Source organism: Mesorhizobium sp. M0208 (genome assembly GCF_040322015.1).
Lineage (GTDB): Bacteria > Pseudomonadota > Alphaproteobacteria > Rhizobiales > Rhizobiaceae > Mesorhizobium.
In genome coordinates this window covers 245,437-259,750 of sequence record NZ_JAMYSP010000001.1, presented here as the reverse complement: position 1 = coordinate 259,750, position 14,314 = coordinate 245,437, and the positions used below count along the sequence as shown (strand labels likewise).

The 14,314-nt window shown below is 62.3% G+C and carries 18 protein-coding genes; 6 read left to right on the top strand and 12 right to left on the bottom strand.

Annotated elements, in window-relative coordinates:
• Positions 1-12: 12 nt before the first annotated feature.
• Genes coaA through hisB form a run of 9 tightly spaced genes read right to left on the bottom strand, consistent with a single transcriptional unit; the run spans position 13 to position 5,755 of the window.
• Positions 13-972 carry a type I pantothenate kinase gene (coaA, locus tag NKJ17_RS01370; RefSeq protein ID WP_352480184.1) on the bottom strand — a complete coding sequence of 320 codons (960 nt, stop codon included), beginning with the start codon at positions 970-972 and terminating at the stop codon, positions 13-15.
• Positions 973-990: 18 nt separating this feature from the next.
• Positions 991-1,317: a phosphoribosyl-ATP diphosphatase gene (locus tag NKJ17_RS01365; RefSeq protein WP_254815934.1), complete on the bottom strand. Its 327-nt coding sequence runs from the start codon at positions 1,315-1,317 to the stop codon at positions 991-993.
• 37 nt (positions 1,318-1,354) lie between these two features.
• Positions 1,355-2,149 (bottom strand): imidazole glycerol phosphate synthase subunit HisF, encoded by a 795-nt coding sequence (gene hisF, locus NKJ17_RS01360; RefSeq protein ID WP_352506058.1) that lies wholly within the window; start codon positions 2,147-2,149, stop codon positions 1,355-1,357.
• Positions 2,146-2,982, bottom strand: a complete 837-nt coding sequence (locus tag NKJ17_RS01355; protein ID WP_352505974.1) for an arginase family protein — start codon at positions 2,980-2,982, stop codon at positions 2,146-2,148. Before NKJ17_RS01355 ends, hisF begins: the two co-directional genes overlap by 4 nt.
• Positions 2,983-2,985: 3 nt before the next feature.
• The gene (gene hisA / locus NKJ17_RS01350) at positions 2,986-3,729 is read right to left on the bottom strand and encodes a 1-(5-phosphoribosyl)-5-[(5-phosphoribosylamino)methylideneamino]imidazole-4-carboxamide isomerase (protein WP_352686512.1); all 744 of its coding nucleotides are present in this window, start codon (positions 3,727-3,729) and stop codon (positions 2,986-2,988) included.
• Between the two features lie 2 nt (positions 3,730-3,731).
• The gene (locus tag NKJ17_RS01345; RefSeq protein ID WP_254815931.1) at positions 3,732-4,022 is read right to left on the bottom strand and encodes a DUF1330 domain-containing protein; all 291 of its coding nucleotides are present in this window, start codon (positions 4,020-4,022) and stop codon (positions 3,732-3,734) included.
• Positions 4,023-4,025: 3 nt separating this feature from the next.
• Positions 4,026-4,676 (bottom strand): imidazole glycerol phosphate synthase subunit HisH, encoded by a 651-nt coding sequence (gene hisH, locus NKJ17_RS01340; protein ID WP_352505976.1) that lies wholly within the window; start codon positions 4,674-4,676, stop codon positions 4,026-4,028.
• 1 nt (position 4,677) lies between these two features.
• Positions 4,678-5,151, bottom strand: a complete 474-nt coding sequence (locus NKJ17_RS01335; RefSeq protein WP_352505977.1) for a DUF2628 domain-containing protein — start codon at positions 5,149-5,151, stop codon at positions 4,678-4,680.
• Between the two features lie 4 nt (positions 5,152-5,155).
• On the bottom strand, positions 5,156-5,755 hold the full coding sequence (hisB, locus tag NKJ17_RS01330) for an imidazoleglycerol-phosphate dehydratase HisB (protein WP_352505978.1): 600 nt from the start codon (positions 5,753-5,755) through the stop codon (positions 5,156-5,158).
• A gap of 223 nt (positions 5,756-5,978) precedes the next feature.
• Between hisB and hslV the strand changes: the two genes are divergently transcribed.
• The 5 genes from hslV to NKJ17_RS01305 all read left to right on the top strand — a co-directional run bounded on the left by hslV (position 5,979) and on the right by NKJ17_RS01305 (position 10,124).
• The gene (gene hslV / locus NKJ17_RS01325; protein ID WP_254815927.1) at positions 5,979-6,530 is read left to right on the top strand and encodes an ATP-dependent protease subunit HslV; all 552 of its coding nucleotides are present in this window, start codon (positions 5,979-5,981) and stop codon (positions 6,528-6,530) included.
• A complete protein-coding gene (locus NKJ17_RS01320) occupies positions 6,520-7,062 on the top strand; it encodes a GNAT family N-acetyltransferase (protein ID WP_352477085.1) in 543 nt (180 codons plus the stop codon). The genes hslV and NKJ17_RS01320 overlap by 11 nt, the downstream gene beginning before the upstream one ends.
• 4 nt (positions 7,063-7,066) lie before the next feature.
• Positions 7,067-7,663 carry a DUF2585 domain-containing protein gene (locus NKJ17_RS01315; RefSeq protein ID WP_352505979.1) on the top strand — a complete coding sequence of 199 codons (597 nt, stop codon included), beginning with the start codon at positions 7,067-7,069 and terminating at the stop codon, positions 7,661-7,663.
• A 4-nt stretch (positions 7,664-7,667) separates the two neighbouring features.
• The gene (hslU, locus tag NKJ17_RS01310; RefSeq protein WP_254815924.1) at positions 7,668-8,981 is read left to right on the top strand and encodes an ATP-dependent protease ATPase subunit HslU; all 1,314 of its coding nucleotides are present in this window, start codon (positions 7,668-7,670) and stop codon (positions 8,979-8,981) included.
• A gap of 183 nt (positions 8,982-9,164) precedes the next feature.
• Positions 9,165-10,124 carry a DUF1402 family protein gene (locus tag NKJ17_RS01305; protein WP_352505980.1) on the top strand — a complete coding sequence of 320 codons (960 nt, stop codon included), beginning with the start codon at positions 9,165-9,167 and terminating at the stop codon, positions 10,122-10,124.
• Positions 10,125-10,159: 35 nt separating this feature from the next.
• Here the strand turns inward: NKJ17_RS01305 and NKJ17_RS01300 are convergent, their stop codons facing one another.
• The 3 genes from NKJ17_RS01300 to NKJ17_RS01290 are packed head-to-tail and all read right to left on the bottom strand — an operon-like array spanning position 10,160 to position 12,876.
• Positions 10,160-11,389, bottom strand: coding sequence for an NAD(P)/FAD-dependent oxidoreductase (locus NKJ17_RS01300; protein WP_352686669.1), 1,230 nt, complete (start codon positions 11,387-11,389; stop codon positions 10,160-10,162).
• A gap of 2 nt (positions 11,390-11,391) precedes the next feature.
• Positions 11,392-11,706 (bottom strand): MocE family 2Fe-2S type ferredoxin, encoded by a 315-nt coding sequence (locus NKJ17_RS01295; RefSeq protein ID WP_352505981.1) that lies wholly within the window; start codon positions 11,704-11,706, stop codon positions 11,392-11,394.
• Positions 11,707-11,745: 39 nt separating this feature from the next.
• The gene (locus NKJ17_RS01290; protein WP_502900438.1) at positions 11,746-12,876 is read right to left on the bottom strand and encodes a fatty acid desaturase family protein; all 1,131 of its coding nucleotides are present in this window, start codon (positions 12,874-12,876) and stop codon (positions 11,746-11,748) included.
• A 130-nt stretch (positions 12,877-13,006) separates the two neighbouring features.
• Here NKJ17_RS01290 and NKJ17_RS01285 point away from each other — a divergent pair, with 130 nt between their 5' ends.
• On the top strand, positions 13,007-14,038 hold the full coding sequence (locus NKJ17_RS01285) for a LacI family DNA-binding transcriptional regulator (protein WP_352686505.1): 1,032 nt from the start codon (positions 13,007-13,009) through the stop codon (positions 14,036-14,038).
• The last annotated feature ends 276 nt before the right edge of the window (positions 14,039-14,314 follow it).

The following is a 14,314-nucleotide window of genomic DNA, read 5'->3' as shown; positions in this document are numbered from 1 at the left end:
TTAACCGCGCCGTTACAGTTTCCTGAGCGCCACTTCCTCGACCAGATGGTTGGCGCCCTTGCGCAGGATGAGATCGGCTCGGGCGCGGGTGGGCAATATATTCTCGCGCAGATTCTTCAGGTTGATGTTGGTCCACAGGCCCTCGGCGATGGCGCGGGCCGCATCCTCGGAAAGTTGCGAATAGCGGTGAAAGAAGGAGGCCGGGTCGCGGAAGGCGGTTTCGCGCAACCGCATGAAGCGGGCGATATACCAGTGATGGATCAGCGCCTCCTCGGCATCGATGTAGATGGCAAAGTCGAAGAAATCCGACAGGAAAGGCACGATCTTGCCGTCCTTCGGCAGCTTGCCCGGCTGCAGGACGTTAATGCCTTCGAAGATCAGGATGTCGGGCCGGTCGATGGTCTGGAACGCGCCCGGAATGACGTCATAGGTCAGGTGCGAATAGACCGGCGCGCGGACGTTGCGCTGCGCCGATTTGATGCCGGACAGGAAACGCAGCAGCGCGCCGACGTCGTAGCTGTCGGGAAAGCCCTTGCGCTCCATCAGATTGTTGCGGCGCAGGACTTCGTTCGGCAGCAGGAAGCCGTCGGTGGTGACCAGGTCAACCTTGGGACTCGACGGCCAGCGCGCCAGCAGCTCCTTTAGCACGCGCGCCGTGGTCGATTTGCCGACCGCGACGGAACCGGCAATGCCGATGATGAACGGTGTCTTGGCCGCGTCCAGCGCGTTGAAGAAGGCCTGGCGCTGCCTGAACAGGAGTTGACTGGCTTCGACGTGAGCCGACAACAGCCGCGACATCGAAAGATAGATGCGCTCGACTTCGTGGAGATCGACCGGATCGTTCAGCGACCGCAGACGACGGATTTCGTCCTCGGTGAGCGTCATCGGCGTATCGGCGCGGAACCGCGACCATTGCTCGGCCGAGAAGAAACGATAGGGTGAATACTTCTCGGTAGGAGCGAGCTGGTCCATCGAGTTCCTCCGCAGCGATCAGCCCCGGTCCAGCCGAGACGCCTTTTCGGCGATGCCCGAACGACCGGTGCGGCGTTCAAGCTCGTTGAGCACATCGCTCAGCGGAATGTCCGCTATGCCGAGAACGACAAGCCAATGATAGATGAGATCGGCGCTTTCCGAAACAAGCGCGTCCCGGTCGGCGCTGACGGCTGCGATCACCGTTTCGACCGCCTCTTCGCCGAGTTTCTGCGCTGCCTTGCTCATGCCGCGCTGAAAGAGCTTGGCCGTCCACGAATCCGGATCGCCGGAACGCGCGCGTTCGCCAATAATCTTCTCCAGATCGGAGAGCGAGAACTCGGTCATGACGGCGTTTACAGCCTCTTCTTAGCCGGAAAAGGCTCTAGGACCGATTACCCGGCGAGTCCAGCCGCATCGGCAGTCCGGCCTGAGCCATGTGCAGCTTGGCCTCGGCGATGCTGTAGGTGCCGAAATGGAAGATCGACGCCGCCAGCACCGCGCCGGCATGGCCGTCGCGAATGCCTTCGACAAGGTGGTCGAGCGTGCCGACGCCGCCGGAAGCGATGACCGGCACGCGTACGGCGTCGGCGACCGCGCGGGTAAGGGCTATGTCGTAGCCGGCCTTGGTGCCGTCGCGGTCCATCGATGTCAGCAGGATCTCGCCGGCGCCGAGATCGACCACTCGCCGAACGAACTCGACAGCGTCGATGCCGGTCTTCTCGCGGCCGCCATGGGTAAATATTTCCCAGCGGTCGGCCTCGCTCGCAGCGGACACTTTCTTGGCATCGATGGCGACGACGATGCACTGGTTGCCGAATTTGTCCGCTGCTTCGGCGACAAAATTTGGGGTCTTCACCGCCGCCGTGTTGATCGACACCTTGTCGGCGCCGGCCAATAGCAGCTTCCTGATGTCGGCGACCTGACGGACGCCACCGCCAACGGTCAGCGGCATGAAACATTGTTCGGCGGTGCGGGCTACTACATCGAAAATGGTCTGGCGGTTTTCCGACGAGGCGGTGATGTCGAGAAAGCAGAGCTCGTCGGCGCCGGCCGCGTCATAGGCTTTTGCCGCTTCGACGGGATCGCCGGCATCGACCAGGTCGACGAAATTGACGCCCTTGACGACACGGCCGTTCTTGACATCCAGACAGGGGATGACGCGGGCTTTCAGCATCAGATCCTCTCGATCGCCGCAAGAAAGTCGACGAGCAGCTGGCCGACGACGGGCGGAACCTCGGACTGGGAATCAAAGGCCGGGTCGTATGCCGAGAGCGTAACGCCCGCGATCGGGATAGACCTGGCCAGTCCGCAGGCAAGCTGCCGTAACTGTTCCGGGCTCGGACCGCCCGGATGCGTGTAGCGGTTCACCTGCAGCACATTCGGATCGACGACGTCCAGGTCGAGATGCAGATGCGCCCGCACAGTCACTGTCGCCGTGAGCTTTCCGATCATATCGAGTGCACCGGCACATTCGGTGCGCACGATCGGCAAGGTTTCCAGCAGGCGCTTTTCGTCGGGATCGACGTCGCGGGCATCGACCAGCATGCAGCGCGCCGGGTTTATCGGCCGGAACCCCGGAATCGCTGCCGCCATCGGACGCCAGCAGAGCCCGAGAGTCGCCGCCAGCGCCATGCCGTCGAGAAAGCCGTAGGCCGACGTCTCCGGCGTGTTGAGATCGCCATGCTGGTCGATCCAGATGATCGAATCCGCAGCTTCACCGGCAACCGCACCGGCGGCGGTCAGGCAATTTCCAGCAAGGATAATGGGGAAGCGTCCTCCATCGCGGGCGAGGCCAACCTTGGTCGCGACAGCGTTGCAGACGGCGAAGCCGGTTGCGATTTCGCGCCCCTGCTCGTCTCCCACCTTGCCGATATCTTCGACGGCGACTTCATGGCCAGCCACGGTCAGGGCTTCGACGAGCCCACCGCCGACAATGGCGTCCGGACCCTGGCCGCACCCTTCGTGATAGTGCCCGCTGTCATAGGGAGCGAGGATAATCGAGACCTTCACGTTTCACACCCCTGCCATCGGTTTGCCACGCAGGATCGCCAGTGCCTCGGCCGGATCGATGCGGCCGTCGTAGAGCGCGCGACCGGAGATCGCGCCTTCGAGCTTCTGCGCATCGGGCATGGTCATGCGCATGATGTCGGCGATCGAGGCGAGCCCGCCCGAGGCGATGACCGGGATCGAAACCGCCTCCGCAAGATCGATGGTGGCGTCCCAGTTGATGCCGCTCAGCACCCCGTCGCGATCGATGTCGGTGTAGATGATGGCGGCGACGCCGGCGCCTTCGAATTTCCTCGCCAGTTCGATGACGCCGAGACTCGAGGCCTCGGCCCAGCCTTCGACCGCGACCTTACCGCCCTTGGCATCGATGCCGACGGCGATCTTGCCCGGGAATGCCTTGCAGGCCTGCCTGACCAGATCCGGATCGCGCACCGCCACGGTGCCAAGAATGACGCGGGCCAGCCCACGGTCGAGCCAGTCCTCGATCTGCGCCAGGGTGCGGATGCCGCCGCCGAGCTGCACCGGACTGCTCGTCGCCTTGAGGATGGCGCCGACCGCGGCGCTGTTGACGCTCTGGCCCTTGAAGGCGCCGTTGAGGTCGACGACGTGCAGCCATTCGAAGCCCTGCTCTTCGAAGGCGCGCGCCTGAGCGGCGGGATCGTCGTTATAGATCGTCGCAGTTGCCATGTCGCCATGCCTGAGGCGCACACATTTGCCATCCTTAAGGTCTATGGCCGGAAACAGGATCACCTTCAGGCGCCTTCGACGATGACAAAGTGGCCGGTCGAGCCGGCGAGCCTGTACTTCAAGGCCTCCTGGTATTCAGGCGAGCCGTAGCATTCCAGCGCCATTTCATAGGATTCGAATTCCACCAGCACGTGGCGATTGCCTGTCGGTCCTTCCGGGCTGATATACCGCCCGGCGCGCACCGGGAACTTCGCCCCGTATTTCGCGAAAGCCGCGGCATTGGCCTCGATGTACTGCTTGTAGATCTCGGGATCGTGGACATCGACCATTGCCATCCAATAGCCCTTCTTGCTCATGGTTCAGGGCCTCCAGCCTAGGAAATTGGTGATCAGCGCCAGGCCCAGCGCCTGGCTCTTCTCGGGGTGGAATTGCGTTCCGGCCAGGTTGTCGCGGGCGACAGCGGCCGTTACCGGGCCGCCGTAGTCGGCAACCGCCAGCACCTCATCCTCTTTCCGTGCATCGAGATGGTAGGAGTGGACGAAATAGGCGTGCAGTCCCTTGCCGCCCGTCGCAATGCCGGAAAACAGCGGATGCTTGCGCTTCAGGTCAATCGTGTTCCAGCCGATCTGCGGGATCTTCAGTGTCGGATCGGCCGGCGTGATCTCCTTGACGTCGCCGGCGATCCAGCCAAAGCCCTTTGTGACGGTCTTTTCCAGGCCCCGCTCCGACATCAGCTGCATGCCGACGCAGATGCCGAGGAACGGCCGAGCCTTGGCGATCGCCACCTCCTCCACCGCTTCCCACATGCCGGCGACCGCACGCAGTCCAGCGGCGCAATCGGCATAGGCACCGACGCCGGGCAGGACGATGCGGTCGGCGGTCCTGACCCGCTCGGCATCGGCGGTGAGTTCGATCGCGGCGGCAATGCCGGCTTCATGCGCAGCACGCTCGAAGGCCTTGGTGGCCGAGCGCAGATTGCCCGACCCGTAGTCGATGATCGCGACCCTCATCTCAGGGCTTTCCCGGAATATGGTTCAGCCCCAGTGCCAGGCCCATCTGCGCCGGCCGGGCATGTGCTGCGTCTGGGACGATACGCTGCGCATGAGTTTGTGAATCCGAATCCGCAGCGGCTTCCAACACATAGCGGATGTCGGCGTCGTCGAGCCTGTCGGCCTCGACGACACCCCATTCATGCCAGCCGCGGCGACGAAGGGCTGCAATTCGCAAGCCTTGTCCCTCCAGCCCGACAAAGAGCATGACAAGGAAGGATAAAAGCGAGCCGGCTGTTTCCAGGTCCAGCCTTTCGCCCAGCATCGAGAGCAGGCCCATGGCGACAAACGCCAATGCCGCCTCAACCCACAGCCGGTGCCAGGCCAGCCACAGCGGCGGCACCAGGAAGCCGAGCCAGGCAAAGCCGTCACGGATAAAGATGGTGTCCACGCTTTCACCGCGGCCTGGCGGCTCCATCACGACATAGATGGCCATGGCGTTACCCTTTCAGGGATCCCTTGGTGGAGGGAACCGCGTCCAGCTGGCGCAGGTCGCGCTCAAGTGCCGAACGCAACACACGCGCCACGGCCTTGAAGCAGGTCTCGGCGATGTGGTGGTTGTTGGCGCCGTAATGATTGGTGATGTGCAGCGTGATGCCGGCATTCTGCGCCAGAGCGTGGAAGAATTCGCGCACCAGCTCGGTGTCGAACGTACCGATCTTCGGCGACGAGAACGAAACGTTCCAGACCAGAAAAGGCCGGCCGGAGACATCGATTGCCGCCCGCGTCAGTGTCTCGTCCATGGCGAGGTCGATCGAGGCGTAGCGCATGATGCCGCGCCGCTCGCCCAATGCCTTGGCCAGCGCCTGGCCGAGGGCGATGCCCGTATCCTCGACGGTATGGTGGTCGTCTATATGCAGGTCGCCCTTGGCCTTCACGGTCATGTCGATCAGCGAATGGCGCGACAACTGGTCCAGCATATGGTCGAAGAAGCCGACGCCCGTCGAAATGTCGGATTTGCCCGAGCCGTCGACCTGAACCGACACGGAGATGTCGGTTTCCCTGGTCTTGCGGCTTATCTCGGCGGAACGGGGCGCCATGACCTCATCCTTGTCTCAGATTTGCACGTCAGGCGTTCACAGGCCTGAAAACGAAAGCCTTCTAGCAGCATGATCCGGCGATTGCCAGTTACCGCTGCGGAGCACTATCCGGCCCGGCGGATGGCCGGTTTGCAATCGTCCGGCCTATGCATACATATGGCCGATCAAGTCACTCGTAACGCACCGATCGCCTCGATGGGATCGGTGCTTGTCGGAGCAGGAAATGTCGAATGAACTGACCATGCATGCCACGACCATCCTGACCGTGCGCAAGGGCGGCAAGGTGGTGATCGCCGGTGACGGCCAGGTCAGCCTCGGCCAGACGATCATGAAAGGCAACGCCAAGAAGGTGCGCCGCATCGGCAAGGGCGGCAACGTCATCGCCGGTTTCGCCGGCGCCACCGCCGATGCCTTCACTCTGCTGGAGCGGCTGGAAGCCAAACTCGAACAATATCCCGACCAGCTGACACGCGCCTGCGTCGAGCTTGCCAAGGACTGGCGCACCGACCGCTATTTGCGGCGGCTGGAAGCGATGATGCTGGTGGCCGACAAGTCGGTGTCGCTGGCGCTGACCGGCACCGGCGACGTGCTGGAGCCCGAATTTGGCGTCATGGCCATCGGTTCCGGCGGCAATTACGCGCTGGCAGCGGCACGCGCGCTGATGGACAGCGACAAGGGCGCAGAGGAGATCGCCCGCAAGGCGATGCAGATCGCGTCAGACATTTGCGTCTACACAAACAACAACTTCGTCGTCGAAACCCTCGATGCCGCCTGAGCGGAGCCTCCGCTATGGTTTTCGGCCGGTGACCCAGAGGGACCTGCCGATGATCGCCGGCTGGCTTGCCGAGCCGCATGTCGCCGAGTGGTGGGACGACCCAGAGACCGAGATTGCGGAGATCCGCGAGCATATCGACAGCATTTCGGTCGAGCCGCTAATTATCGAGCTGGACGGAAAGCCCATCGGCTATTTGCAGAGCTACGATCCGCATCTGGAGGACGGCCATCCCTATAGCGACCAGCCGTTCGGCACGCTCGGCATCGATCTGTCGATCGGCGTGCCGGAGCTTGTCGGGGTCGGCCACGGCTCCGCGATCGTCCGGCAGTTCGTCGAGCAGCTTTTCGAGGAAGGTACGCCGCGCGTCATCATCGACCCGGACCCCGCCAATGCACGGGCTATCCGTGCCTATGAAAAGGCCGGTTTCACGGCTATCGATCGCAGGAAGTCGGAATATGGCGATGCCGTGCTGATGGCGATTGATGCCCCAGAGGGTGATGCCGGACAGGGTGACGCAGAAGAGGGGCAATAGCAGCATGAGCGTATCCAGCGACAAAACCGTCTCGGCCTACGAAGACAGTTGGCGAATGGGGCTCCTGCTGGTTCTCGGCCTGGTTATCTTCCAGGCCGGGGTCCTCTATGGCATGGGGCGGACGCCGATCTGTACCTGCGGCTATGTCAAGCTGTGGCACGGCATCGTGCAAAGCTCGGAGAATTCCCAGCATATTTCCGACTGGTACAGCTTCTCGCACGTCATTCACGGCTTCCTGTTCTATGCGCTGGCGTGGTTCCTTTTCCCGCGCTCGCCGATCGGGCTCAGGCTGGCGTTTGCGGTCGTCATAGAGGGCGGCTGGGAGCTGCTCGAGAACAGCCCTTTCATCATCGACCGCTACCGCGCCGGCACGATCTCGCTCGACTATTATGGCGACAGCATCATCAATTCGGTGTCCGACACGCTGGCCATGGTGCTGGGGTTTGTCATGGCGCGAAGGCTTCCTATATGGGTGATCGTCACCCTCGCCCTCATCTTCGAATTCGGTGTCGGCTATCTCATCCGGGACAATCTGACACTCAACGTGATCATGCTGCTGCATCCGTTCGAGTCCATTCGGCAGTGGCAAAGTGGAATTTAGTGATATGAGCACCTTCTCTCCCCGCGAAATCGTTTCGGAACTCGACCGCTTCATCATCGGCCAGAAAGACGCCAAGCGTGCGGTGGCGATTGCCTTGCGCAACCGTTGGCGCCGCCAGCAGCTCGAGGGCCAGATGCGCGAAGAGGTGATGCCGAAAAACATCCTGATGATCGGCCCGACCGGTGTCGGCAAGACCGAGATTTCACGCCGCCTGGCACGCCTTGCCGGTGCGCCTTTCGTCAAGGTCGAAGCCACCAAGTTCACCGAGGTCGGTTATGTCGGCCGCGACGTCGAGCAGATCATCCGCGATCTGGTCGAGATCGCCATCGGGCTGGTGCGCGAGAAGATGCGCGAGGACGTCAAGGCGCGTGCCCACATCAACGCCGAGGAACGGGTGCTCGAAGCGCTCGTCGGCAAGACGGCGAGCCCGGCCACCCGCGACAGTTTCCGCAAGAAGCTGCGCGACGGCGAGCTCGACGACAAGGAGATCGAGATCGAAGTGGCCGATACCGGCAATGGCGGCATGCCTGGCTTCGAGATCCCCGGCATGCCGGGCGCCAATATCGGCGTGCTCAACATCAACGACATGCTGTCGAAGGCGATGGGCGGCAAGAAGACCAAGTTGCGCAAGACGACCGTCAAGGAGTCCTACGGGCTGTTGATCAGCGACGAGTCCGACAAGCTGCTCGATCAGGACGAAGTGGTGCGCCGGGCCCTCGAATCGACCGAGAATGACGGCATCGTCTTCCTTGACGAGATCGACAAGATCGCCTCGCGCGAAGGCGGCATCGGTGCCGGTGTTTCGCGTGAAGGTGTACAGCGCGACCTGCTGCCGCTGGTCGAAGGCACCACGGTTGCGACCAAATATGGACCGGTGAAGACCGACCATATCCTGTTCATCGCCTCGGGCGCGTTCCACGTCGCCAAGCCCTCCGACCTGCTGCCGGAATTGCAGGGCCGCCTGCCGATCCGCGTCGAGCTGCGGGCGCTGGAGAAGGACGATTTCGTCCGCATCCTTACCGAGACCGAAGCCAGCCTGATCAAGCAATATATCGCGCTGATGAAGACCGAAGGCGTCGACCTGGTCTTCACCGATGACGCGATCGATTCGTTGGCCGGCATCGCCGTCGACCTTAACGCCAGCGTCGAGAATATCGGCGCCAGGCGGCTGCAGACGGTGATGGAACGGGTACTGGACGACATCTCCTATGACGCGCCGGACCGTAACGGCACCTCGGTGACAATCGATGCCGCCTATGTCGAGAAGCATGTCGGCGACCTCTCCAGAAACACGGACTTGTCGCGTTTCATCTTGTAGGAGACTCTTGATTCTCTAAGAGGCCGGGGAATTACCCCCGGCCTCCGTCAAATTCGGCCCGGCATTCCGGAGGTGTGGCCAAATGGAAGCATCCGGCAAGCTTTCGTCCCGTCCGGTGCAGGCGTCTCTCGACTCCCGGTGGAGCATTACCTAGTTTGCCGCCGATTATTTGGGCGGCGGCGCATGAAAAAACTGATCCTCGTCATTTTGGGGCTGACGCTGGCGACAGCCATGTTCGCCGCGCAAGCGGAAACGATGGTGCCGCCGGGCAACCGCAACACCGAGCAGCCTGACATACCGGGCGCATCGAGCCGGCGCACCCAGGCGACCAACACCACCTTCCAGGCGAAATACCGCAAAGTCTTTGCGCTGCTCCAGAACGATGCCGAGTTGCGCGGCAAGATCAAGCAGGCAGCCGCGGCCTATGGCATCGACCCAATGCATATCGTCGGCGCCATCGTCGGCGAGCACACCTACAATGTCGATGCCTACGACCGGCTGCAGACCTACTACGTCAAGGCGATCTCGTATTTGTCGAGCAAGCTCTCCTTCGCCTATGACGGCGAGGACATCACCGATTTCGTGCAGCGGCCGCAATTCGCCAAATGCGCCGGGAAGTCCGATAGCTACGACCTATGGGAGTGCCGCGAGCAGGTGTGGAACCGGTCGTTCCGCGGCAAGACCGTCAACGGCGAGAGCTTCCCCAACGACCGCTTCGGTGCCACTTTCTTCCAACCTTATTATGCCGGCCAGACTTTTGGCCTTGGCCAGCTCAATCCGTTGACGGCGCTGGAAATGAGCGACCTCGTGCACAAGGTTTCCGGCCTGCCGGAACTCGACGTCGGCGACCCCAACGCGGTCTACAAGACCATCATGGATCCTGACCTGACACTGCCTTATGTCGCAGCAACGATCCGGAAATCGATCGACGCCTATAGAAGCATCGCCGGCTACGACATCTCAGGCAATCCCGGCCTCACGTCGACGCTCTACAATGTCGGCAACCCCGAACAGCGCGCCTATGCGCTGAAGGCCGAAAACGACAAGCGCCGCGCTGCGGGCGAGCCGGAAAAATTGCCTGAGGAAAATTACTATGGCTGGCTGATCAACGACAAGCTGCCGGAGCTGAAAGCGCTGTTTTAGCCGAACGCGTTCGGCCAACTATCCACGCCCTCAGCTCACGCCGCCAGCAGTGACTTCAGCTTGACCGTTTGCGAGCCTAGCGCTTCCGGCGCCGGCTTTGCCTGCTTTGCAATCAGCATCTCGGCCAGCCTTATGTCGCGGGCGACCGCGTTGCCGGGGCCGATGCCGCTTGCCGCAACCAGCCTGCCGTCCTCGGCCAGATGAAACAGGATGAAGGCGCCGTCGCCAACGTCGCGGCGAACGATGCTGCGGCCTTCGTCCGACAGGCCGGCGATCTGCAGGGTCAATCCGTACTGATCCGACCAGAACCAAGGCACCGCCGAATGCGCCTCGCCGGCGCCAAGCATGTTCCTTGCGGCGAGTGCGCCCTGCTCCTGCGCATTGCGCCAGGCTTCCAGCCGCACGCGCCGGCCGCCATAGATAGCGAGCGGAAACGAACAGCAATCGCCGGCTGCAAAGATATCCCGGTCGCTGGTGCGAAGCTCGGCGTCGACGGCGACACCATTGTCGATGGTCAGCCCCGCCTGCCCGGCAAGTCCGGTCACCGGCACGGCGCCGATGCCGATCACGGCAAGATCGGCGACAATGTCGTGTCCACCGGCAAGCGCGATGCGCACTTCGGCGCCGTCATCGGCAATGGCCGCGATGCCCTGGCCGCACAGGATTTTTACGCCTTCGGCTTCATGCGCCTGATGGATGACCTGCGCGATCTCGGCCGGCACGCCGCGCATCAGAATGCGCGGCTGCGCCTCGATGACGGTGACCGCGGCACCCAGCCTGCGCGCCGCCGCGGCGAGCTCGAGCCCGATGAAGCCGCCGCCGACTATGGCGATGCGATTGCCGGCGTTGAGATGGGCACGAATGGCCAGCGCGTCGTTGAAGGTTCGCAGGTAGACGCAGCGCCCGCCAAGGCCCGGCATAGGCAATTTGCGCGGCACAGACCCGGTCGCCAGCAGGAGCTTGTCGTAGGCCAGGGCGGAACCGTCTGACAGGCGCACGACATGCGCCGTGCGGTCGATCGCCACAGCCAGAACCGAATGGATATGCCGGATAGAGCGCTCGGCCAGGATCGCGTCGCTGGCGATCGCCTTGATCAGGGGCGCGTCGGCGACCATCGCGTCTTTCGACAGTGGTGGGCGCTCATAGGGAAGATGCGGCTCGTCGCCGACCAAGGTTATGGGGCCATCATAGCCGAGCTCGCGCAGCGCAAGGGCGGCGCGCCCGCCGCATTCGCCGGCGCCGATGACGACCATTCCCTTCGTCATCATCAACCGATCCGGACAAGGACTTTGCCGGCGCCGACTTTGACCGGATAGGTCCTTAGGTCGACGCAGACCGGCGCGCCCCTGGCAGCCCCTGTCTTGTAGTTGAAGCGGCCATTGTGCTTCGGGCACTCGATGATGTCGTCCATGACCAGCCCGTCGGCCAGATGCACCTTCTCATGCGTGCAAAGCCCGTCGGTGGCGAAATACTCGTCGTCGGGGCTGCGATAGATAGCAAAGGTGCGGCCGCCATGGTCGAAGCGCATCACGTCCTCTCCGTCGATGTCCTCGGCGTCACAGGCCTCGACCCAGTCGCTCATTTACGGTCCCTCGATTTTGGGTGCCTCGGCATAGGCTTGTCATTCGGCAGCCACCGCAGCGGTAGCGTTGTCGTTGTGGAAGTGCTCGCGATAGGGCCTCGCCGTCGGCGGCAGTTCGCGCTTGATGAAATAATCCTCATTGCGCAGCTGGCGCAGGAAGGCCGGTATCATCTCGCGGTAGCCGGCCAGGATGGACGCTGTCGGCGCCGGCAGATCGTGCTTGATCAGCTCATGCAGCCTGGGCAGCGCATGATAGGGCACCATTGGAAACATGTGATGCTCGACGTGGTAGTTCATGTTCCAGTAAATGAAGCGGCTTATCGGGTTCATGTAGACGGTGCGGCTGTTGAGCCGGTGATCGGTGACGTTTTCAGCCAGGCCGCCATGCTGCAGCAGGCCGACCATGACATGGTGCCACGCGCCGTAAAGCCTGGGCAGCCCGACCAGCATCAGCGGCAGGAACGAGCCCGTGTAGAGCGCCAGCACAATGGTCGCGGCATAGACTGTCGTCCAGATGCGGGCAATGCCAATTGCCTTCGGCTGCTCCTGCTCGGGAATGAAGGTTCTTTCGGCCGGGCTGACGATACCGGCTGCATTGCGCAGCATGTCGCTCATCGCATGCCAGGCGTCGAGAATGCCGACGAAGTTGAGCACGACGCGCAGCAGATCGGGCGGACGCATCACCGATATCTCAGGATCGCGGCCGACGATGATGGTATCGGTATGGTGGCGCGTATGGCTCCAGCGCCAGGTCACCGGATTGCGCATGATCATGAAGCAGGCGATCTGATAGACCACGTCGTTCATCCACTGCGTCCTGAAGGCGGTGCCGTGGCCGCATTCGTGCCAGCGTGAATCGGTGGAGGAACCGTAGAGGACGCCATAGGCGAAGAAGAACGGCACGCACCACCAGCTGCCCCAGAACCAGGCGGCGCCGGCTCCGCTCAGGATTAAGGCGCCGAGCCAGATGACCGTATCGCGGATCGCCGGGCCGTCGGAGCGCTGCATCAGCTCCTTCATCTGCTTGCGTGGCACGTCCGTGTGATACCACTCGGCCGCCGCTAGCCCGCTCTCGATGGCGAGCTTCGCGTCGCGGCCGATCAGGCTGTAGTCACGCCGGGACGCTGCTGTGGCGATCGTGTTCCCGGTTCGGAGTCCAATATCCACCATGGCGGAGGCCTCGATCATAGTCGGTCCCATTCAAATAACGCCGAAGCCTGATAGGCTCAATATCACAAAGATAGTTTCTATCATTTTACATCATAATGGTGTAAAAGCCGAACAATAGAGCGAGGCAGCGATGGCGAAACGGCCGACGATTACCGACCTGGCACGCATTTCGGGGGTCAGCGTTGCCACCGTCGACCGGGTGCTGAACAACCGGTTGCCGGTGCGCGAGGAAACCGCGCGCCGCGTCTATGAAGCGGCGACCAGCATTGGCTATCACGCAGCCGGGCTGATCAAGCAGCGAATGCGCCATGAATTGCCGGAGTATCGGCTCGGGTTCCTGCTGTTGCGGCGGGAGGACGTCTTCTACAGCGAATTTGCCCGCGAGCTTGAACTGGCGGTATCGCAGTCGCCGCGCTTTCGCGGCGTGGCGACCATCGACTTCGCCGGCTCGCTGGCGCCGGACGAGATCGTCGAGCGAATGCGCAAGCTGGCCGCCAAATCCAGGGCCGTCGCCCTGGTCGGGCCTGATCACCCGACGCTGACGGTCGCCGTCGAGGCTCTCAAAGCCAATGGCGTACCGGTGTTCTCCCTGCTTTCCGACTTTGCGTCCGGTATTCGCGAGGGCTATGTCGGCCTGGACAATCGCAAGGTCGGCCGCACCGCTGCCTGGATGATCTCGAAAGCTGCGAAGAGGCCTGGCAAGGTTGCCCTCTTCGTCGGCAGCCATCGCTTCCATGGCCATGAGCTTCGCGAGATCGGTTTTCGCTCCTTCTTTCGCGAGCAGGCGCCGGAATTCACTCTGCTCGAGACGTTGGTCAATCTGGAAGCGAACCAGATCACGCATGATGCAATGATCGAGCTTCTAGCCCGCCACCCTGATCTCGTCGGCTGCTATGTCGCCGGTGGCGGCATGGAAGGCGCGATCTCGGCGCTCAGGGAGGCAAAGCCGGCAGAGGCGCCGGCGGTCGTCTGCAACGAGATCACGCCCGACTCCCGCTCGGCGCTGGCGGATAATTTCCTGACGATGGTGATCTCGACGCCACTGGCGGCGCTTTGCCGCGAGCTTGTCCGGCTGATGGCGCATGCCATCGAGACCGGCGCTGCGAATGCGCCGGGCCAGACCTTTCTGCCCTTCGACATCTATCTGCCGGAAAACATCTGACGTCGCGGGTCATTGGCGACAGACATGATGTAATCTATCAGAATGCTTTCAGGCTTGGCTTGCCTGAGCGTCCGTCCAAAAGCGCTTGAAATGCCGAAAATCCATCCTTCATGGCGAAATCTCGCTTGACGCCCACGCGAAATGGAATAAATATTTCACCAACTGAGCATTTTGGTTCTTTCGTTCCGGAAGATCTGTTTCAGGCAAATGCCTCCGGAACTACATGGCAATCGGGAGAGAATTCCCTGCGAGATCGGGGATTCCGGGTAGATCGGT